At 67.5% G+C, this 19,416-nt stretch carries 18 protein-coding genes; 13 read left to right on the top strand and 5 right to left on the bottom strand.

Annotation, left to right across the window (positions count from 1 at the left end; translation table 11 throughout):
* The first annotated feature begins 14 nt into the window (after positions 1–14).
* The 4 genes from V3B64_RS15865 (at position 15) to V3B64_RS15850 (ending at position 5,228) form a co-directional block, all read left to right on the top strand.
* Positions 15–1,343 (top strand): CitMHS family transporter, encoded by a 1,329-nt coding sequence (locus tag V3B64_RS15865; protein WP_329914464.1) that lies wholly within the window; start codon positions 15–17, stop codon positions 1,341–1,343.
* 24 nt (positions 1,344–1,367) lie between these two features.
* On the top strand, positions 1,368–2,108 hold the full coding sequence (gene phbB, locus V3B64_RS15860) for an acetoacetyl-CoA reductase (protein ID WP_005419193.1): 741 nt from the start codon (positions 1,368–1,370) through the stop codon (positions 2,106–2,108).
* A 226-nt stretch (positions 2,109–2,334) separates the two neighbouring features.
* Positions 2,335–2,793 carry a hypothetical protein gene (locus V3B64_RS15855; RefSeq protein ID WP_329914447.1) on the top strand — a complete coding sequence of 153 codons (459 nt, stop codon included), beginning with the start codon at positions 2,335–2,337 and terminating at the stop codon, positions 2,791–2,793.
* A gap of 137 nt (positions 2,794–2,930) precedes the next feature.
* On the top strand, positions 2,931–5,228 hold the full coding sequence (locus tag V3B64_RS15850; RefSeq protein WP_329914446.1) for a TonB-dependent receptor: 2,298 nt from the start codon (positions 2,931–2,933) through the stop codon (positions 5,226–5,228).
* Positions 5,229–5,730: 502 nt separating this feature from the next.
* Here the strand turns inward: V3B64_RS15850 and V3B64_RS15845 are convergent.
* On the bottom strand, positions 5,731–6,984 hold the full coding sequence (locus V3B64_RS15845; RefSeq protein WP_329914445.1) for a flavohemoglobin expression-modulating QEGLA motif protein: 1,254 nt from the start codon (positions 6,982–6,984) through the stop codon (positions 5,731–5,733).
* A gap of 228 nt (positions 6,985–7,212) precedes the next feature.
* The gene (gene rsgA / locus V3B64_RS15840; RefSeq protein ID WP_032129866.1) at positions 7,213–8,322 is read right to left on the bottom strand and encodes a ribosome small subunit-dependent GTPase A; all 1,110 of its coding nucleotides are present in this window, start codon (positions 8,320–8,322) and stop codon (positions 7,213–7,215) included.
* Between the two features lie 114 nt (positions 8,323–8,436).
* Here rsgA and V3B64_RS15835 point away from each other — a divergent pair, with 114 nt between their 5' ends.
* Genes V3B64_RS15835 through V3B64_RS15825 form a run of 3 tightly spaced genes read left to right on the top strand, consistent with a single transcriptional unit; the run spans position 8,437 to position 11,053 of the window.
* The gene (locus V3B64_RS15835) at positions 8,437–9,711 is read left to right on the top strand and encodes a pyridoxal phosphate-dependent aminotransferase (RefSeq protein WP_049459653.1); all 1,275 of its coding nucleotides are present in this window, start codon (positions 8,437–8,439) and stop codon (positions 9,709–9,711) included.
* 3 nt (positions 9,712–9,714) lie between these two features.
* Positions 9,715–10,332 carry an SGNH/GDSL hydrolase family protein gene (locus V3B64_RS15830; RefSeq protein WP_006384308.1) on the top strand — a complete coding sequence of 206 codons (618 nt, stop codon included), beginning with the start codon at positions 9,715–9,717 and terminating at the stop codon, positions 10,330–10,332.
* Positions 10,333–10,336: 4 nt separating this feature from the next.
* On the top strand, positions 10,337–11,053 hold the full coding sequence (locus V3B64_RS15825) for a class I SAM-dependent methyltransferase (protein WP_329914444.1): 717 nt from the start codon (positions 10,337–10,339) through the stop codon (positions 11,051–11,053).
* Positions 11,054–11,121: 68 nt separating this feature from the next.
* Here the strand turns inward: V3B64_RS15825 and V3B64_RS15820 are convergent, their stop codons facing one another.
* Positions 11,122–11,901: a polysaccharide deacetylase family protein gene (locus V3B64_RS15820; protein ID WP_329914443.1), complete on the bottom strand. Its 780-nt coding sequence runs from the start codon at positions 11,899–11,901 to the stop codon at positions 11,122–11,124.
* Positions 11,902–11,960: 59 nt separating this feature from the next.
* On the opposite strand from V3B64_RS15820, the gene grxD reads away from it, so the two are divergent.
* Positions 11,961–12,887 (top strand): Grx4 family monothiol glutaredoxin, encoded by a 927-nt coding sequence (grxD, locus tag V3B64_RS15815; protein WP_049421809.1) that lies wholly within the window; start codon positions 11,961–11,963, stop codon positions 12,885–12,887.
* A gap of 77 nt (positions 12,888–12,964) precedes the next feature.
* On the opposite strand, the gene V3B64_RS15810 is transcribed toward grxD, so the two are convergent.
* Together V3B64_RS15810 and V3B64_RS15805 are read right to left on the bottom strand one after the other, a co-directional pair.
* Positions 12,965–13,504 (bottom strand): DUF924 family protein, encoded by a 540-nt coding sequence (locus V3B64_RS15810; RefSeq protein WP_006384394.1) that lies wholly within the window; start codon positions 13,502–13,504, stop codon positions 12,965–12,967.
* A gap of 43 nt (positions 13,505–13,547) precedes the next feature.
* Positions 13,548–14,324, bottom strand: coding sequence for an AMP nucleosidase (locus V3B64_RS15805; protein ID WP_005414446.1), 777 nt, complete (start codon positions 14,322–14,324; stop codon positions 13,548–13,550).
* A 151-nt stretch (positions 14,325–14,475) separates the two neighbouring features.
* Between V3B64_RS15805 and V3B64_RS15800 the strand changes: the two genes are divergently transcribed.
* From V3B64_RS15800 to V3B64_RS15780, 5 genes are all read left to right on the top strand, one after another.
* Positions 14,476–15,885: an amidohydrolase gene (locus V3B64_RS15800; protein WP_049462465.1), complete on the top strand. Its 1,410-nt coding sequence runs from the start codon at positions 14,476–14,478 to the stop codon at positions 15,883–15,885.
* The gene (locus V3B64_RS15795) at positions 15,885–17,147 is read left to right on the top strand and encodes an amidohydrolase family protein (RefSeq protein ID WP_121504402.1); all 1,263 of its coding nucleotides are present in this window, start codon (positions 15,885–15,887) and stop codon (positions 17,145–17,147) included. Before V3B64_RS15800 ends, V3B64_RS15795 begins: the two co-directional genes overlap by 1 nt.
* A 20-nt stretch (positions 17,148–17,167) precedes the next feature.
* Positions 17,168–17,800 (top strand): 2-hydroxychromene-2-carboxylate isomerase, encoded by a 633-nt coding sequence (locus V3B64_RS15790; protein WP_049421816.1) that lies wholly within the window; start codon positions 17,168–17,170, stop codon positions 17,798–17,800.
* A gap of 95 nt (positions 17,801–17,895) precedes the next feature.
* Complete coding sequence (locus V3B64_RS15785) at positions 17,896–18,837, top strand: DegV family protein (RefSeq protein ID WP_032129875.1); 942 nt, start codon at positions 17,896–17,898, stop codon at positions 18,835–18,837.
* Positions 18,838–18,914: 77 nt separating this feature from the next.
* Entirely contained in the window at positions 18,915–19,253 is a 339-nt protein-coding gene (locus V3B64_RS15780) for a hypothetical protein (protein ID WP_032129876.1), read from the top strand.
* The last annotated feature ends 163 nt before the right edge of the window (positions 19,254–19,416 follow it).

Here is a 19,416-nt window from a genome sequence, read left to right as displayed (position 1 = left end):
GGAGTCCGCAGATGATGCTGAGCATCCTCGGCTTTGGCATGGTCATTACGTTCATGTACTTGATCATGAGCAAACGCCTGTCGCCGCTCGTCGCCCTGATCACCATCCCCATCCTGTTCGCGCTGATCGGCGGCTTCGGCGCCAACATCGACGAGATGATGCTGGAGGGCATCAAGAAGATCGCGCCGACCGGCGTGATGCTGATGTTCGCCATCCTCTACTTCGGGGTGATGATCGACGCCGGCCTGTTCGATCCACTGGTGCGGATGATCCTGCGCTTCGTCAAGGGCGATCCGATGAAGATCGTGCTCGGCACCGCGGTGCTGGCGATGCTGATCTCGCTCGACGGTGATGGCTCGACCACCTACATGATCACCGTCTCGGCGATGCTGCCGCTGTACCAGCGGCTGGGTATGAACGCGCTGAACATGACCTGCGTGACCATCCTCGCCGGCGGCGTGATGAACCTGACCCCGTGGGGCGGCCCGACCGCCCGCGCGGCCACCGCGCTGCACGTGGACCCGGCCGATGTGTTCGTGCCGCTGATCCCGTCGATGGTGATCGCCTGTGCCGGCGTGCTGCTGCTGGCCTGGTACCTGGGCCTGAAGGAACGCCGTCGCCTGGGCGTGGTGACCCTGCCCAAGGGCGGCAGCTGGATGGACAACAGCGTGTCCGACGACAGCAACCCGCTGCCGACCGTGGAAGACGCCGAGGACATCAAGCGTCCGAAGCTGCTGTGGGTCAACCTGGCCCTGACCGTGGCGCTGATGACCGCGCTGATCATCGGCGTGCTGCCGATGCCGGTGCTGTTCATGGTCGGCTTCGCCATCGCCCTGGTGATCAACTATCCGAACCTGGCCGAGCAGCGCCGCCGCGTGGTCAACCACGCCGGTAACGTGCTGTCGGTGGTGTCGCTGATCTTCGCCGCTGGCATCTTCACCGGCATCCTCAACAACACCGGCATGGTCGAAGCGATGTCGCACAGCTTCCTGGCGGTGATCCCGGAATCGTGGGGCCCGTACCTGGCGGTGATCACGGCGGTGGCGTCGATGCCGTTCACCTTCTTCATGTCCAACGACGCGTTCTACTTCGGCGTGCTGCCGATCCTGTCCGAGGCCGCCGGCAACTACGGCATCACCCCGGTGGAAATGGCGCGTGCCTCGCTGGCCGGCCAGCCGGTGCACCTGCTCAGCCCGCTGGTGCCGTCCACCTACCTGCTGGTTGGCCTGGCCAAGGTCGAGTTCGCCGATCACCAGAAGTTCACCCTGAAGTGGGCCATCGCCATCTCGATGCTGCTGATGGTCGGCAGCCTGCTGTTCGGCCTGTACCCGCTCGCGGCCTGACCCCTTACCAAGGAGCCTTCTGCAATGACGCTTCGAATCGCTTACGTCACCAGCGGCATGGGCAGTGTCGGTACTGCCATCTGCCAGAGCCTGGCCCGCAGCGGCCACACCGTGGTCGCCGGTTGCGCGCCGAACTCACCGCGCAAGGCCAACTGGCTGCGCGAGCAGCGCGAACAGGGCTTCGACTTCATCGCCTCCGAAGGCAACGCGACCGACTGGGCCTCGACCAGCGCGGCGTTCGCCAAGGTCCGCGCCGAAGTCGGCGAGGTGGATGTACTGGTCAACAATTCCGGCGGCAGCCGCGACCTGCTGTTCCGGCAGATGACGGTGGAAGACTGGAACGCGGTGATCGCCTCCAACCTCAATGCGCTGTTCAACCTGACCAAGCAGGTGGTGGACGGCATGGCCACGCGGGGCTGGGGCCGCATCATCAACATCGGTTCGGTCAGCGCCCACAAGGGCCAGATCGGCCAGGTGAACTACGCCACCGCCAAGGCCGCGATGCATGGTTTCAGCCGTGCGCTGGCCGCGGAAGTGGCCTCGCGCGGGGTGACCGTCAACACGTTGTCGCCGGGCTATATCGCCAGCCAGGCCATCAGCAGCTTCCCGCCGGATGTGCTGGACCGACTGGCCGCCTCGGTACCGGTGCGACGCCTGGGCCGTCCGGAAGAAGTGGCCGGCCTGTGCGCGTGGCTGGCCTCGGACGAAGCCTCGTACGTGACCGGCGCCGATTATCCGGTCAACGGTGGCCTGTACATGGGTTGAGCCCGTCTCCACGCAGCGCGTGGACCGCCTCCCCCACGGAGTGCGCGGGGCCGGTGAACCTTCGCTCGCGAGGGGGATCCGGCCCCTTTTTTCTACCTGTACCCGGTGCGTGCTATACCGGCAGCATCCGTGCACCGGGAGTTCGCCCATGCAGCGTCTGTGGTGGGGAAACCTTGCGATCCTGCTGCCTGCACTGTGTGCGGCGACCGCACCCGACCAGTTGCCGATGGCTGACGATGTGCAGGCCGATCGTCTGGTCGAACTGACCCGCAGCTGGGGCGCACCATTGCCACGCGCGGCACGTCCGGAAGACCTTCGCGCCATGCTGCCGGCGACAGCGGCCGTCATCGAAACACCGTATGCGTTGCCGGGCATCACGCTGCCGCCGGTGGCCCTGTCCCCACCGCTTCGGATCACCGGCGGCATAGTCCTGCTGCAGGCCGATCGCCAGCACGTGCACTCCGTGCGCCTGGATGTCGGAGGCGTCTGTGTGACGCGTCGGCAGATCGTCCAGCGCCAGGCCGCGCCAGCGCATGTTCTTCCTCCTTCAGGCCACGCCCCGGAACAGGCATTGACGTTGAGCTACCCGGCCCCGGACCGATGGGTGAGCTACCTCTTTCCCGGATTGCATCACACGTGCGTCGCGGAGGTGATCCTCAAGCCGGCAGACGCATCGCCGCCATGACAAGAATGTTGCAGGACGCACACCACTGTCCTGCACCGTTCGTTGGTTTTCCGTAAAGAAGGTTTCATGTTCCGTTCGCATAGTGGCCATGCACCGCGCACGCGTGCCGGTGACCACCCCCAATGCAACGGACCACCATGCAGACCCGACACCTGACGATCGCCGTGGCGATCGCGCTCTCCGCCGCCGCCAGCGCCCATGCCGCCACCGCCGCCGATGCCGGCGCCAGCACCGATGCCGCGCTGAGCGCGCAGACGCTGGATACCGTCTCCGTGATCGGCCAGGGCGAGACCCGCCAGGTGCAGCGCATCACCGCCGTCGACAAGCAGGTGCTGCCGCCGGGCACCAGCGGCCAGAAGATCCTCGATCGCCTGCCGGGCGTGTCGGTGCAGTCCAACGACGCCTTCGGCGCCAACGAGGAATCGCAGACCATCAGCCTGCGCGGCTTCGACAAGAGCCGCCTGGGCTACACGCTGGACGGCATCCCGCTGGGCGACAACAGCTACGGCAACTACAACGGCCTGAGCATCGCCCGCGCGATCATCGCCGAGAACCTGGCCGGTGCCGAGCTGTCGCAGGGCATCGGTTCGCTGGGCGTGGCCTCGACCAGCAACCTGGGCGGCACCATCCAGTACTTCTCGATGGACCCGTCCACCGAATTCGGCGGTCGCGCCAGCGTCACCGTTGGCGACAACAGCCAGCGCCGTGGCTACCTGCGCGTGGATACCGGCGACATCAACGGCTTCTCGGCCTACGTGTCCGGCGTGCACCAGGACCAGGACATGTGGGCTGCGCCGTACCAGAACCAGACCACCCGCCAGTTCAACGCCAAGGCGGTGTGGAACGTGGGCGACCATCGTTTCGGTGCGTTCGTGGCCACCTCGCGCGCCAGCCAGGCCAACTACGCCTACCTGTCCAAGGACATGCTGGCCCGCGGCCTGGGCTATGACTGGAACATCTACGCACCGGACTGGGATCGAGCCGTGGCTGCTGCGTACTGCGCGCCGGGCACGCTGGACCGCAGCAAGTGCAGGTTCAGCGGTGGCGTCACCAGCATCGACGATGCGTACTACCAGAGCCGTGCACTGCGTGACGACAACCTGTACTCGGTGGATGCCGACCTGCGCCTGGGTGAGCAGGGGCGCCTGAAGCTGCTGGCCTACCACCACGACAACCGTGGCCAGGGCCACTGGTGGGCACCGGGCCAGCCGTCCTACCCGGGCACCGACAAGATGCTGCCGATCTCGATCCGCAGCACCAACTACACGATCAACCGTGATGGCCTGACCGCCGCACTGTCGTGGACGGTCGGTATCCACGAGCTGGAAGCCGGCCTGTGGTACGAGCAGAACGACCATAACGTGTCGCGCAACTTCTACTACATCAGCGGCCCGTTCCTGGACGACCTGTACCTGAAGAACCCGGACCGCCTGCTGTTCAACCAGGACTTCGACATCCGCACGCGCCAGTTCTACGTGCAGGACCGCATGCGCTTCCTCGACCAGCGCCTGACCGTGGACGTGGGCATCAAGAGCCCGAACACCCGCATGCGCGCCACCGCCAACCCGGGCGTGGAAACCAGCATCGCCTCAGGCACGCTGACTGCCAAGGAATCGGTGCTGCCGCAGCTGGGCCTGGGCTTCAAGCTCAACGCCAACAACGAGCTGTTCGCCTCGTATGCCGAAAACATCGCGGCCTTCGTCGGCGGTGGCAGCGGCGGCCCGCTGCAGGTGTCGCCGGAATCGTTCGCGGCCAGTGCCGGGCTGGAGCCGGAGAAGTCCAAGAGCCTGGAAGCCGGCTTCCGTACCTTCGGCGAGAAGTACCAGGCGTCGATCGCGGGCTACAACGTGAAGTTCGACAACCGCCTGCTGTCGCTGAACCCGTGCTCGAGCATCGAAGTCGGCACGCGTCCGGAGTGCGTGACGCGCTTCATCAACGTCGGTTCGGTGAAGAGCTACGGTGCGGAACTGACCTTCATCTTCAAGCCGATCGACGGCCTGCAGTGGTACAACGCGCTGTCCTGGAACAAGACCACCTACGAGGACGACTACCTGTCCGGCGGCGCGGTGGTGCCGGTGGCCGGCAAGATCACCGTGGATACGCCGCAGCGCATGGCCTCCAGTGAAATCAGCTGGAACCGCGATGGCTTCTTCGCCAGCCTGCGTGCCAAGTACACCGGCAAGCGCTACTACACCTACACCAACGACCAGTCGGTGCCGGGCGTGACCACCTTCGACGCCGGTGCGGGCTACGATTTCGGCCCGGGCCTGGGCCTGCGCAATGTGCGGGTGTCGTTGAACGCGACCAATCTGACCAACAAGCGCTATGCGGGCCAGCTGAGTTCGTTCGCACCGACCGATCCGGAGGGCAAGCGCTATGCGATCCACGCGAGCGCGCCGCGGCAGTTGTTCATGACGGTGGCGGCGGAGTTCTAAGTCAGAAGCGGGCGCTGCGGCGCATCAGTACCGCAGCGGGGCGAGGTGGGACGGGCCGAGGCAGGACACGCTGCAAGTACGTCCCTGTAGGCTCGGTCGGCGCATCCATGCGCCTCACGGCCCTGCCTCGGCCCGTCCCACCGCGCTCGACAATTTCCTGCGCCGGCGCGGAGGCAATGAAAAGCAAAAGCAAAGAGCCGGGCATTGCCCGGCTCTTTGCTTTTCAAGCGCAATCCCTCTGGTGGACCTGCTACCGCGCCCGCAGAAAACTGTCTGGAGGAGGCGGGGCACCCTGGCCAGGACCGTTGGCGCCATGGGCCAGTCGCATGCGACTGGCGGGTTGGGCAGGACGCCCAACCCCGGTCTTGCCGTGTGCGCAGGACAGCGCACGCGAGCAAGGCGCCATCGAGCACCATGGAGGGGCTTTTGCGTGTCCTGGCCAGGGTGCCCCGCCTCCTCCCCACCGATAGCAGGCAGGCGCTGGCGGGTCCGCCAACGCATTTCATTCCGGCGCCAGCTGGTCCATCCGTATCCGGTTGGCGAACAGCGAGAACGCCAGCATCCCGGCCAGGCCGTTCGCCCGGCTCATCCAGTGCGGCAGCCAGCGCGGCGGCTTCAGCACCCCCGCATCGAACAACGGCGCGAACGCGATCGCATCGGTCAGGCTCATCTTGCCCGCGAACAACCAACGGCAGACCTGCAGGCGGTCCTCGGCCAGCATGTGGCGGAAGAACGTGTGCACCGACACCAGGCCGCGCAGGTACACCGTGTCCTTGGTGAAGGCCAGGCCGCCACTCGGCGGTACCCCACGGAACACGCGCTGTGCCGAGGCGAAGCTCTCCTCCGCGTTCTGCCCGGCATCGCAGAAATAGCGGAACACTTCGATGAAATCGGCACCTTCGCGTGCCATCGCAATCGCTTCGGTACGCAGGCTGATGCGCTTGAGGCGCTCGATGTCGATGCTGCCGGTGATCTGCTCCGCGAAGGTGGCCAGCCCTTCCTGGGTTGCCGTCACCCGCGGCGAGGACAGTGCCAGGCTCGGCAGCACCGGCTGCTCGCGGCCGTTCAGGGCGGTCAGCGAATGCACCAGCGCTTCATGGTGGAACAGCTGCGCGCGGTCGTAGGCGCTGAAGCGTGCACTGGTGCGCAGGCGGATGCGGGTCGGGCCGGCGGCGGCCTTGGACACCAGCTCCGGGTCGAGCTGCACCTGGATGATGCGCGATTCGAAGAACGCGTCCAGATCGTTCTGCAGCTGCAGTTGCAGCGCGATGGCCGAGACCGGCACCTGTTCTTCCGGCGCCAGCAGTTCGTGGTCCAGTTCGGCGGCGATCTGGATGAAGTGGCGTGCAGCCTCACGCGTACTCGGGCCATTGCCCGGCAACGGCTGCTCGGGGGCGCCGAACAGCTGCACCGAACAGGTATCGACTGCAGCAGTGCCCAGCCCTTCCAGCAGCTGTGCGGCCAGGTCCCAGCTCTGCGCCGACTGCCGCACGTAGTGGCCCAGCGGGTGGCTGTCGTCGCAGTCGGCGGCGATCGCGGCCAGCGCGCGGCGTTCTTCGCTGAAGTCCAGCTTCGGGTAATCCACCTTCGGCAGTACCGGCTGGCCACGCGCCACGCTGTCCAGGAACGGTGCCTGCAGCGTCGCCGGCCAGCTGGTCAGGCCCAGCAGGCGGATGCCTCCCACGGCCTCGACCAGGCGCGCATCGAGCGCTGCATGGTGGGCCACGTCACGGTCCAGCGTCGCAGTCGGTTCCATGCGCGGACTATAGCGCCCTGCCCGCACGTTGGTAGGTGCAATGGATCGGGTAGCTGCCAACCTTGGTTGGCATCCGCTGAAGGCGGACTTCGGATACATCCGTGCCAACCAAGGTTGGCACCTACCAGGAGCGGGCAGTTGGCATCCACCCGAAGCAGGCAGAGGCGGGTTTCATTGCAGGGGTCAGAGCCCATTGCGGTTCAATGGGATCCGACCCCGCGATACCGATCAACGCCTGCGCGGCTTGCCGGCCGGGCGGAACTGCTGGCCCTTGCCCTTCTTGCCACCGCGTTCCTGCGCGGTCTCAGCCTGGCGTACTGCCAGCTTGGCGGCAGCGGCGGCCACTTCTTCCTTCAGCTTGAAGTAGTTCAGCAGCCGGCTCTCTTCAATCTCGCCGGCCTCGATCGCTGCACGCACGGCACAGCCCGGTTCCTGCTGGTGCTTGCAGTCGTTGAAACGGCACTGTGCGGCCAGCGCTTCGATGTCCGCGAACCCACCCTCGGACAGGGTCTCTTCGCCGGTCGGCTTCAGCTCGCGCATCCCGGGGGTGTCGATCAGGCAGGCGCCGGTCGGCAGCGGCATCAGCGCGCGGTGCGTGGTGGTGTGGCGTCCACGCGAATCGTTGGCGCGCACTGCGTTGGTCTTCATCCGCTGCTCGCCGAGCAGGGTGTTGGTCAGCGTGGACTTGCCGGCACCGGAGGAACCGACCAGCACCACCGTGCGGCCCGGGCCCAGCCACGGCTGCAGCACCGCCACGCTGTCGGCATCCAGGCCGTTGATCGCATGCAGCGCGATGCCCTGCATCTCCAGCTCTTCCAGCACCGCCAGTGCGTCTTCGCTGTACTCGGTCTGGTCGGCCTTGGTCAGCACCACCACCGGTTCTGCACCGCCACCACCGACCAGCAGCAGGTAGCGTTCGATGCGGCGCGGATTGAAGTCGGCATCCAGGCCACAGACGATGAACACCGTATCGATGTTGGCGGCGATCACCTGCTGGTGGTAATGCTCGCCGGCCGCACCGCGCTTGATCGCGGTACGCCGTGGCAGCAGGGCGACGATGCGGATGCCATCGAGCAATACCCAGTCACCCACCGCTGGCCGTTCATGGCTGGGGAAGCGCGGGCGCTGCCATTCCGGCAGCGACTCGGCCTTGATCGACGCATCCGGGCCATCGGCCACCACGTAGTGGGTGCGGTGCTGTTCGATCACCCGTGCCGGGCGGGCCTGCGGATGTGCGGCCATCGCGGCCTGCCAGTCGGCCTGCTGCGCCGGGCCCGGCCAGGGCCAGCCAATGGTCTGCAGGGCGATGAAATCGGGGGTCTGGGTCATCGCCGCCATTCTACCTGTGCCGGCGCCCTGCCAGCCCAGCAATGACGGGCCCGGAGCCCTTGCCATGCATTGCAGCAATTCCGGTAGGATGGAAGCCCCATGCCTTTTGACGGCCCAGCCCCCATGTCCACCAACTCGCCCAAGCCCCTGGCCATCCGCGAGCGCCTTTCCGAAGTGCGCTACGAAATCCGCGGAGAACTGGCGCGGCGAGCCCGGGAGCTGGAGGCGCAGGGCCGCAAGCTGATCAAGCTCAACATCGGCAATCCCGGCGCCTTCGGTTTCCGCGCGCCGGAGCACCTTCAGCGTGCGATCGCCGACGACATGGGCCGCACCGACCCCTACACGCACCAGCAGGGCCTGCCGGTCGCGCGTGAAGCCATCGCCAGCTACTACGCCCGCCGTGGCGCGCCCGATGCGCACCCGGACCGCGTCTTCCTCGGCAATGGCGTCAGCGAACTGATCGACCTGTCGCTGCGTGCGCTGCTCAATCCCGGCGACGAAGTGCTGGTGCCCTCGCCCGACTACCCGCTGTGGTCGGCCTCGACCATCCTCAACGATGGCCGCCCGGTGTACTACCGCTGCGCACCGGAGAACGGCTTCCAGCCGGACCCGAGCGAGATCGAGACGCTGGTGTCCTCGCGCACCCGCGCCATCGTGCTGATCAACCCGAACAACCCCAGCGGCGCCAGCTACCCGCGCGAACTGCTGGAGCGCGTGGTCGAGATCGCGCGCCGCCACAACCTGCTGTTGCTGGTTGATGAGATCTACGACCAGATCCTGTACGACGACGCGGTGTTCCAGCCGGTCGCGCCGCTGGCCGGTGATCATCCGTGCCTGACCTTCAGCGGCCTGAGCAAGGTGCACCGCGCCTGCGGCTGGCGCGTGGGCTGGGCCCACCTCAGCGGCGACGATGCCCGCCTGGGTGACTTCCGCGCGGCACTGGACCTGTTGGGCGCGCTGCGCCTGTGCGCCAACGTGCCGGGCCAGTACGCCATCGAGGCCGCGGTGAACGGCCCGGACACCATTTCCGAGCTATGCACGCCGGGCGGCCGCCTGTATGAAACCCGCCGCGCGGTGATCGAGGCCTGCGAAGCCAGCGAGCACCTGTCGCTGGTCGCTCCCGCCGGTGCGCTGTACGCGTTCCCGGCCGTGGTAGGCGCTGCGGCAAAGGGCTTCGACGACCACAGCTTCGCGCTGGACCTGATGAACAACGAGGGCGTGCTGGTAGTGCCGGGCTCGAGCTTCAACGTGCCCTACCGCCACCATTTCCGCGTGACCCTGATGCCGGAAGCCTCGGTGATGCGCGATGTGTTCGCGCGAATCGACCGCGTGCTGGCACGGCGTGCCGAGGACGCGACCAAGGTCGTGCCGCTGAAGCCGCGCCGTTCGGTGGCCTGACCTGTGACCCTGTCCTACCTGGCGCTGGGCGATTCGTACACCATCGGTGAAGCGGTTGCAGTCGAAGGCCGCTGGCCGCACCAGCTGGCTGCCGCGCTGCGTGCACAGGGCACTGAGCTGTCCGATCCGCAGACCATTGCGACCACCGGCTGGACCACCGACGAACTCGATGCGGGCATCGATGCGGCCGCGCCGCAGGGGCCGTTCGATTTCGTCAGCCTGCTGATCGGCGTCAACAACCAGTACCGCGGGCGTCCGCTGGACGAATACCGCAGCCAGTTCCAGGCCCTGCTGCAGCGGGCGATCGGCTTCGCTGGCGGTGACGCAGGCCGCGTGCTGGTGCTGTCCTTCCCCGATTGGGGTGCGACCCCGTTCGGCGCCGGCAGTGGCCGCGACCTGGCCGCCATCGAGATCGAGACCGACGAGTTCAACGCGGCTGCCGAGGTGATCAGCACCCAGCAGGGCGTGGCCTTCGTCGACATCACCGATATCAGCCGTGACCACGGTGACGACCCGGCGATGATTGCCGAAGACGGCCTGCACCCTTCGGCGCGGATGTACGCGCTGTGGAGCGCGCGCGCTCTGCCGGTGGCCGCGCATCTGCTTGGCGGCACGGACTGAGGCGATGGACGGCACGCCACGGAACGGCCCGCCCCTGCCCTGCACGCCCCTGACCGCCCCGCAGGCCCGCTTGATCGCCGACGCATTCCGGCCAGCGCAGGCCTGGGGCAGCCGCCGCGACTACTACTACACCCGCGGCAAGCTCGGCAGCGATCCGCTGTACGACGGCGTGCTGCAGCATCTGCCTGACGATGGGCAGCCGGTGCTGGACCTGGGCTGCGGGCTGGGCCTGTTCGCCCATGTGCTGCGCCAGCGCGGCGGTACCCAGCATTACCTGGGCGTGGACGTGGATGCCGGCAAGATCACCCGCGCGCAACGTGCTGCCGCCGACCTGCAGGACGTGCGCTTCGACTGCGTGGATGTGCAGGCGCCGCTGCCGGCGCACGCCGGGCACGTCCTGCTGCTGGACGTGCTTCAGTATCTGGACGCGGGCCCACAGCAGGCCCTGCTGCGCGCGGCCAGCGCGCAGGTGGCCCACGGCGGCTGCCTGTTGCTGCGTACACCGCTGGCCACCGGCGATGGCCGCGACCGCACCACGCGGGTGGCCGACCGGCTGGCCTGGCTGATCGGCTGGATGGGCACACGACCGCGCCACTATCCCGATCCGCAGGTGTTGCAGGCGACATTGATCGAGGCCGGATTGCAGGTGACGTCGCCCCGGCCGCTGCACGGGCGTACCCCGTTCAACAGCTGGCTGCTGGTGGCGCACCGCATCCGGTAGCGCGGGGCCATGCCCGGCGGATTCCATCCATGCCGCTGCGCTCGCCGGGCGTGGCCCGGCGCTACCGGTTATCCGGCCGGCAGCTGCGCCTTCAGCCCGCGCTCGTGCAGCGCCTGCAGCACGCGCTCGATGATCACCAGGTTGTGCCCATGGGCGGCACCTTCGTGCAGCAGCACGATCGCGCCCGGGCGCAGGTCTGGCAGCAGCCGTGCCAGCACGCCGTCCGGCGTGCAGCCGACGCCGTCGTAGCCGCGCGCGCTCCAGCCTACCCGGACCAGCCCCAACCGCTGCAGCACCGGCGCCACGAACGGATTGGTCATGCCCACCACCGAGCGGTACCAGCGCACCGGCTGGCCGCTTACCGCCTGCAGGGCATGCTGGCAGCCCTCGATCTCGGCGCGCATCGCCGCCGGGCCCAGCCGCCAGAAGCGCGCCTGCGGATGGCTGTGGCTGTGATTGCCCAGGTCATGGCCACGGCGCAGGATCTCCTGCACCAGTTCCGGCTGTGCCAGCGCACGTTCCCCCACCAGGAAGAAGGTGGCGCGTGCCTGGTGGCGGTCCAGCAGGTCGAGCACGGCGCGGGTTTCCGGACCGGGGCCGTCATCGATGGTCAGCCATACCGTGTTGCCGGCCTCCGGCAGTCGGCTCAGCACCGGCGCATAGAAGCGGCTGTTGGGCAGGAACACCGGCACCATGAACAATGCGTGGCTGGCCACCATCAGCGGCAGCCCCCACTGCCAGCCGGCCAGGGCCCAGACCAGGATCACGACCAGCTGCGACGCCACCAGCCAGGGCAGCCAGCGCCAGGGGCGGGCCGGGATGCGATGCAATGTTCCTGCGTTGCTCATCCCCCATGATGCCATGGGGGTTAGAATTGATGATTCGAATTCCCGGAACCCCGACGTCCATGTCCCTCGATCCCGCCCTGCGTTCGCGCATCGAATCCATCCTCAACGCCAACCGCGTCGTGCTGTTCATGAAGGGCCAGCCGTCGATGCCGCAGTGCGGTTTCTCGGCCAAGGCCGTGGGCGCCCTGCAGGACCTCGGCGTCGAGTTCGCCCACGTCAACGTGCTGGCCGACCAGGAAATCCGTGAAGGCATCAAGGCCTACGGCGACTGGCCGACCATCCCGCAGCTGTACATCGACGGCGAACTGGTCGGCGGCAGCGACATCGTGCTGCAGATGGCCGCCAGCGGCGAGCTGAGCAGCGTGCTGGGCCTGGCTGCGCCGGACCGTACCCCGCCGAGCATCACCGTCACTCCTGCCGCCGTGGAAATGCTCAAGGGCGCGCTGGCCGATGCTCCGGGCGCTGCCCTGCAGCTGTCCATCGACGCCGGTTTCCAGCCGAACTTCCAGCTGGCCCCGCACGACGAAGGCGCGATTGCCGCCGAGTCCAACGGCCTGCGCGTGCAGTTCGACCTGGCCAGCGCGCGTCGCGCCAACGGCATCACCATCGACTGGGTGGACGACATCCGCGGCAAGGGCCTGGCGATCGACAACCCGAACGCGCCCAAGCCGGTGCAGGAAATCAGCGTGCGCGACGCCGACGACCTGGTGCGTGCCGGCAACATCACCCTGGTGGACGTGCGCCCGGCCGACGAGCGCGCCATCGCAGCCGTCGGCGTACCGTTCAAGAGCTTCGACGGCAACGGCCGCGCCGCGCTGGAAGCCCTGCCGAAGGACACCGCACTGGCCTTCATGTGCCACCACGGTGGCCGCAGCGCGCAGGCCGCCGAGCAGTTCCGCGCCCTCGGCTTCACCAAGGTGTTCAACGTCACCGGCGGCATCAACGCCTGGTCGGAAGACGTCGACAACGGCGTGCCGAAGTACTGATCGGCACTGAAAAAGGGGACGGAGGGAATTAAGTCGTTTGTGGCAAAAACGACTTAATTCCCTCCGTCCCCTTTTTCTTAGCCGGCGAACCCGCCTTCGGCCAGGTAATCCAGTTCTTCCGGCGTGGGGATGCGGCCCAGCACGGCGTTGCGATGCGGGAAGCGCCCGAAACGGCGGATGATGTCGCGGTGCAGTTCGGCGTACTGCAGGTATTCCTTGTCACCCAGCACGTCGAACATCGCCACCGAGCGGTCCTGGTCCAGCGGATCCTCGGAGTGCTCGAACGGCAGGTAGATGAAGGCGCGCAGCTTCGGCACCAGCTGCAGGTCCAGGCCCTCCTCGATGGCACGCATGGCGTAATGCCGGGCCAGGCCATCGGTGGCGTAGGAATGGGCAGTGCCCCGGAAGCAGTTGCGCGGGAACTGGTCCAGCAGCAGCATCAGGGCCAGCGCCCCTTCGGCACTGCCCAGCCAATGCTCGCGCCCGCGCGAAGCGGCGGCGAAATGCTCATCCAGAAACAACTGGCGGAACTGCGCGTCGAACGCGTCGTCGCGGGCGAACCACTTCGCAGGGCCCGCCTCCTTCCAGAATTCCACCACTTGCGCGGCAACGTCCATTACCTACTCCCAGGCCCGGACGCCCCGCGCCCGGCCTTCATCATCATTCGTCGAAGCGCAGGTGGCGGACCGACTTGCCGTTGCGCCGGATAAGCTTAAGCGCCTCGATGCCGATCTGGATATGGTTTTCCACGAACTGGGAGCTGACCTTGGCATCGGAGGCCTCGGTCTTGACCCCGTCCGGGATCATCGGCTGGTCCGAAACCAGCAGCAGCGCGCCGCTGGGGATGTGGTTGGCGAAGCCGGCGGCGAACACCGTGGCCGTTTCCATGTCGATGGCCATGCAGCGCATTGCCCGCAGCCGCTCCTTGAAGGCCTCGTCGTGCTCCCAGACCCGGCGGTTGGTGGTGTAGACGGTGCCGGTCCAGTAATCGTGGCCGAGGTCGCGGATCATGGTTGAAACCGCACGCTGAAGCGCGAAGGCCGGCAGCGCCGGTACTTCCGGCGGCAGGTAGTCGCCCGAGGTACCCTCGCCACGGATCGCCGCGATCGGCAGCACCAGGTCGCCCAGCTGGTTCTTGCGCTTGAGACCACCGCACTTGCCCAGGAACAGCACCGCCTTGGGCATCACCGCCGACAGAAGGTCCATGATGATCGCGGCATTGGGACTGCCCATGCCGAAGTTGATCATGGTGATGCCATCGATGGTGGCACTGGCCATCGGCCGGTCCAGGCCGATGACCGGCGCGCCGGTCAGCTCGGAGAACGTATGCAGGTAGCCGCCGAAGTTGGTCAGCAGAATGTGCTGGCCGAACTGGTCCAGCGGTACGCCGGTATAGCGCGGCAGCCAGTTGTCGACGATTTCCTGCTTGCTCTTCATGGGCAGTCCGGTACGGCGGGGGACCGGGTATTTTCAGCCACCCGGCCGGTGCCGTCGAGCCACCGTCGACAGGCCTGTGAAGAAGGTCACTTGGCAAGCCCGCCGCCTCCGGGCTAGCGTCGACGGTTGGACCAGCTGCAAGGGGAACTGCATGGCATCGACGTTGTTGCGCGCCGGGGTAGCCCTGGCACTGCTTTCATTGAGCACGGCTCCGGCGGTGGGCGCCTCGCGCTTCGTCGCCGATCCCTACCCCAGCACCTACCAGGCGCATCCCGATGCGCCGGTGCTGATCCAGAACGCCACCGTGCTGACCGGCACCGGCCAGCGCCTGGACAATGCCGACGTGCTGCTGCGCGAGGGCCGCATCGTCGCCGTTGGCCGCCAGCTGCAGGCCGATGCCGGTGTCACCCGCATCGATGCGCAGGGCAAGTGGGTCACCCCCGGCCTGATCGACGTGCACTCGCACCTGGGCGTGTACCCCAGCCCCGGCGTCGGCGCGCACAGCGACGGCAACGAGATGACCGCGCCGGTCACCGCCAACGTCTGGGCCGAACACTCGGTGTGGCCGCAGGACCCGGGCTTCGCCACCGCGCTGGCCGGCGGCGTGACCAGCATGCAGGTGCTGCCGGGCTCGGCCAATCTGGTGGGTGGCCGCGGCGTGACCCTCAAGAACGTACCCGCGGTGACCTACCAGGCGATGAAGTTCCCCGGTGCACCCTGGGGCCTGAAAATGGCCTGCGGCGAGAACCCCAAGCGGGTCTATGGCGAAGGCAAGGGCGTGACCCCAGCCACGCGCATGGGCAACGTGGCCGGCTACCGCGCCGCCTTCATCGATGCCGCCGACTACATCGCCAAGAACAAGCCGAAGCCGGCCAAGCGCAAGGGTTGGTTCGGCAGCGACAAGGGCGACAGCGCCGGTGATGCCGGCGGCAAGCGCGATCTCAAGCTGGACACGCTGGCCGGTGCGATCGAAGGCGACATCCGCGTGCACATCCACTGCTACCGCGCCGACGAGATGGCCACCATGCTCGATCTGGCCAAGGAATTCGGCTTCAAGGTAGCCGCCTTCCACCACGGCGTGGAGGCCTACAAGCTGGCCGACCGGCTGGCCGCCGACGGCGTCTGCGGTGCGCTGTGGGCCGACTGGTGGGGCTTCAAGATGGAAGCCTTCGACGGTATCCCGGAGAACATCGCGCTGGTCGACCGGCCGAAGAACAGCTGCGCCATCGTCCACTCCGACTCACCCGAAGGCATCCAGCGCCTGAACCAGGAAGCGGCCAAGGTGATGGCGTCCGCGCGCCGCGCGCGCATGCCGGAGATCACGCCCGAACATGCCATCACCTGGATGACCGCCAACGCCGCCAAGGCACTGGGCATTGAAGGCCAGACCGGCACCCTGGAGGCCGGCAAGATGGCCGATGTGGTGGTCTGGAACGGCAATCCCTTCAGCTCGTACGCGCTGGCCGAGCAGGTCTTCATTGATGGCCGCAGGTTGTACGACCGCAGTGCACCGGCAGCGACGCCGCGTTCCGATTTCCAGCTTGGCCAGGAGGTGCGCTGATGGGCGTGTTGAACAAGCGTCGCCGGGCATGGCCCGGCGCTACCTTGGTTGCGCTGTTGTTGATGACAACCGCAGCCTCGGCGCAGGACCTGCTGGTGCGCAACGCGACCGTGCATACGGCCAGCACGCGTGGCAGCCTGCAGAACGCCGATGTGCTGGTGCAGGGCGGCATCATCCGCGCGGTGGGCAACGGCCTGTCGGCGCCGGCCGGCGCCAGCGTGGTCGAGGCCAATGGCCGTCCCCTGACACCGGCACTGTTCGGTGGCATCACCGAGACTGGCATCGAAGAAGTTTCCGGTGAATCGAGCACGGTGGACAGTTCTCTGAAGCTCGGTGAGCAGCCACTGCGGCCGGAATTCGACGTCACCCTCGCCTACAACCCGGCCTCAGTGCTGATTCCGGTCACGCGCCTGGAAGGCTTCGGCTTCACTGCGCTGGGCGCTGCCACCGGCGGTGGTTTCGTCGCCGGCCAGGGCGGCGTGATGCGGCTCGATGGCAGCACCGATCCGATCGGCCCGCGTGCCCTGTTCCTGCGCATCGGCGCGGCCGCCTCCGAACTGACCGGGCATTCGCGCGCCGCGCAATGGATGCTGTTGCAGCAGATGATCGACGAAGCACGCGGCCAGGTGGCTGCGGACTCGCCGCACGCGCTGCTGACGCCGGCCGGACGCCGCACGCTCAGTCGCTACCTGGCCGGCCAGGGCCGCATCGTGGTGGAGGTGGATCGCGCCGCCGATATCCGCCAGCTGCTGCGCTGGGCCACCCGCGAAAAGGTGAAGATCGCCATCGCCGGTGCCAGCGAAGCCTGGCAGGTGGCCCCGGAGCTGGCCGCCGCGCACGTGCCGGTGTTCGTCGACGTGCTGGCCAACCTGCCGGCGAGCTTCGACCAGCTCGGCGCCACCCTGGAAAACGCCGCGCGCCTGCAGCGTGCCGGCGTGGCGGTTTCCTTCGTGCAGCGCGGTGACGCCACCCACAACGCGCGCAAGATGCGCCAGCTGGCCGGCAACGCGGTGGCCAACGGTCTGCCGTGGGCCGATGGCCTGGCTGGGCTGACCCGGGTGCCTGCACAGGCATTCGGGGTGGCCGACCAGATCGGCAGCATCGAGCCGGGCAAGCGCGCCGACCTGGTGCTGTGGGAGGGCGATCCGCTGGACGTGGCGCACTATGCCGAGCAGGTCTGGCTGGGCGGCCGTGCGATGCCGATGCGCTCGCGCCAGACCGAACTGCGTGACCGCTACCTGCAGCGCAACGCGCAGCCCTGACCGCACACGAGGACACACCGATGGCGACACTGCGCTGGTACTTCGACCTCATCTCGCCCTACTCCTACCTGCACTGGCAGAAGCTGAAGCAGCTGCCGCAGTTCGCGCAGATCCAGACCGTGCCGATCGCCTTCGGTGCGGTGCTGCATCACCTGGGCAACCTGGGGCCGGCCGAGATTCCGGCCAAGCGCCGCTTCATCTACCGCCAGCTGTTGTGGACCGCGCAGGCCGAGGGCACACCGCTGCGATTCCCGCCCGGCCATCCGTTCAACCCGCTGCCCGCCCTGCGCCTGTGCCTGGCCGCGGGTGCCAGCGTGCAGGCGGTGGACGTCCTGTTCGACTGGATCTGGCGCGACGGCAACGCGGCCGACAGCCCTGACGCCCTGCGCGAACCGGCCGCACAGCTGGGTATTGACGATGTCGCCAGCGCCATCGCCGACCCGGCGGTGAAGGAGCAGCTGCGCCGTAACACCGAGGCCGCAATTGGCGCCGGGGTGTTCGGTGTGCCGACCCTGGCTATCGATGAGGAGCTGTTCTGGGGCAACGACGCGCACCCGCTGATGGCGGCGGTGCTGGCCGATCCGGGCCTGCTGCGGCAGCCCGAATGGCTGCGCCTGGCCACCCTGCCGGTGGCGGTGCAGCGCAGTCGCTGAACAGGGCGTGGCGCGCTTCCCTCGCGCGCCTGGCTGGGATTTGAGATAGATTTCACGTTTCCGAACCTACAACCGCCCTGGAGGGGGAGCCGCGGATGCGCATCGGAATCGTCGTCGACTCGGCCTGCGACCTGCCGCCGGACTTCATCGCCACCCACAACATCGTGCTGCTGCCGATCACCGTACGCATCGGCGAAGCGGTGCTGGCCGATCATCGCGATGAACAGGCCACACTGAGCTTCCTGCACGCGCACGTGGCCGAACACGGTGCTGAAGCGGAAACCATCCCCTTCAGCGTCAACCAGATCCGCGACCTGTTCCTGCAGCAGTTGGTGATCGATTACGACCACGTGTTCTGCATGACCATCACCAAGACCCGCAGCCCGATCCATGACAACGCGCTGCAGGCCAGCTTCGCCATCCTCAACGACTACAAGCCGGTGCGGCAGGCGGCGGGTTACAACTCGCCGTTCGCGCTGCGCGTGCTCGACACCCAGAACCTGTTCGCTGCGCAGGCGGTGACCGCAGTGGAAGCTGTGCGCCTGCGCGACAGCAACGCCAGCGTGCAGCAGATCCGCGAGCGGCTGGAGGAGTTGGCCAGCAACGTGCACGGCTACATGGTCACCCGTGACCTGTACTACATGCGCGCGCGTGCGCGGCACAAGGGCGACCGCAGTGTCGGCCTGCTCAGCGCCGCACTGGGCAGTGCGCTGGACATCAAGCCGGTGCTGCACGGTTACCGCGGCGAGACCGGACCGGTGGCCAAGATCAAGGGCTTCGACAACGCCGTGCAGAAGTTGTTCGCGGTAGTTGGCCAGCGCGTACGCGCCGGGCTGATGACACCGACGGTGTGCGTCAGCTACGGCGGTGAGCTGGAAGAGCTGCGCACCCTGCCCGGCTATGCACAGCTGAAAGAGGTCTGCGCCACCCACGGCGTGACCGTGTACGAATCGGTGATGAGCCTGACCGGCATGGTCAACGTCGGCAAGGGCGCAGTCACCGTGGGCTTCGCCGATGGGCCGCATCGGTTCGAGTGAGGCCCCGACGCGGCGCGGATCTGCACATCGATTCCACCGCGGTTATGCCAGTCTTCCCGCACTTCAAGGAGAACTCCATGCCTGCGCAGTACCACATCAGCCTGCCCGACCCGTCCAAGGCCCGCGGCAACGATCCTGACCTGTCCTTCCATTCGCAGGGCGCCGCCGGTTTCGCCGAAGAGCTGCAGGATGCGCTGCGCAATGGCAGCCTGTTCGAGCGCTGGAAGGCCAAGCAGCCTGACCCGGATGCGGTGGAACCGCAGTGGGGCGTGACCGACCCGGATGCCACCGTGACCGGCGAGCAGAAGGACCTGCGCATCAACCTGGTGGCCACCACCCGCATCGACAGTGACGTGTTCAAGCAGCGCCTGCGCCTGCTGGCAGGCCACCATTGGGAACTGCGCGACGTGCGTTGAGGCCCCGCTCTGGTAGATGCCAACCTTGGTTGGCGCCTCCTAAAAGAGCTGCCAACCAAGGTTGGCAACTACCGGGGCACACGGTAGTGGGGGGGGGGGGGGGGCGCCCCCCCCCCCCCCCCCCGGGGGGGGCGCCGCGCGGCGGCGCGCAGCCCGCGCCCCG

The sequence above is a fragment of the Stenotrophomonas sp. SMYL86 genome (genome assembly GCF_036320025.1).
Lineage (GTDB): Bacteria > Pseudomonadota > Gammaproteobacteria > Xanthomonadales > Xanthomonadaceae > Stenotrophomonas > Stenotrophomonas maltophilia_A.
The sequence above is the reverse complement of the archived record's forward strand: the minus strand, read 5'-3'. Positions and strand labels throughout refer to the sequence as shown.

Bases quoted from the DNA above. Each gene is read 5' to 3' on its own strand.
- V3B64_RS15865 (WP_329914464.1), top strand. From the start codon at position 15: ATGCTGAGCATCCTCGGCTTTGGCATGGTCATTACGTTCATGTACTTG.
- phbB (WP_005419193.1), top strand. From the start codon at position 1,368: ATGACGCTTCGAATCGCTTACGTCACCAGCGGCATGGGCAGTGTCGGT.
- V3B64_RS15855 (WP_329914447.1), top strand. From the start codon at position 2,335: ATGGCTGACGATGTGCAGGCCGATCGTCTGGTCGAACTGACCCGCAGC.
- V3B64_RS15850 (WP_329914446.1), top strand. From the start codon at position 2,931: ATGCAGACCCGACACCTGACGATCGCCGTGGCGATCGCGCTCTCCGCC.
- V3B64_RS15845 (WP_329914445.1), bottom strand. From the start codon at position 6,984: ATGGAACCGACTGCGACGCTGGACCGTGACGTGGCCCACCATGCAGCG.
- rsgA (WP_032129866.1), bottom strand. From the start codon at position 8,322: ATGGCGGCGATGACCCAGACCCCCGATTTCATCGCCCTGCAGACCATT.
- V3B64_RS15835 (WP_049459653.1), top strand. From the start codon at position 8,437: ATGTCCACCAACTCGCCCAAGCCCCTGGCCATCCGCGAGCGCCTTTCC.
- V3B64_RS15825 (WP_329914444.1), top strand. From the start codon at position 10,337: ATGGACGGCACGCCACGGAACGGCCCGCCCCTGCCCTGCACGCCCCTG.
- V3B64_RS15820 (WP_329914443.1), bottom strand. From the start codon at position 11,901: ATGAGCAACGCAGGAACATTGCATCGCATCCCGGCCCGCCCCTGGCGC.
- grxD (WP_049421809.1), top strand. From the start codon at position 11,961: ATGTCCCTCGATCCCGCCCTGCGTTCGCGCATCGAATCCATCCTCAAC.
- V3B64_RS15810 (WP_006384394.1), bottom strand. From the start codon at position 13,504: ATGGACGTTGCCGCGCAAGTGGTGGAATTCTGGAAGGAGGCGGGCCCT.
- V3B64_RS15805 (WP_005414446.1), bottom strand. From the start codon at position 14,324: ATGAAGAGCAAGCAGGAAATCGTCGACAACTGGCTGCCGCGCTATACC.
- V3B64_RS15800 (WP_049462465.1), top strand. From the start codon at position 14,476: ATGGCATCGACGTTGTTGCGCGCCGGGGTAGCCCTGGCACTGCTTTCA.
- V3B64_RS15795 (WP_121504402.1), top strand. From the start codon at position 15,885: ATGGGCGTGTTGAACAAGCGTCGCCGGGCATGGCCCGGCGCTACCTTG.
- V3B64_RS15790 (WP_049421816.1), top strand. From the start codon at position 17,168: ATGGCGACACTGCGCTGGTACTTCGACCTCATCTCGCCCTACTCCTAC.
- V3B64_RS15785 (WP_032129875.1), top strand. From the start codon at position 17,896: ATGCGCATCGGAATCGTCGTCGACTCGGCCTGCGACCTGCCGCCGGAC.
- V3B64_RS15780 (WP_032129876.1), top strand. From the start codon at position 18,915: ATGCCTGCGCAGTACCACATCAGCCTGCCCGACCCGTCCAAGGCCCGC.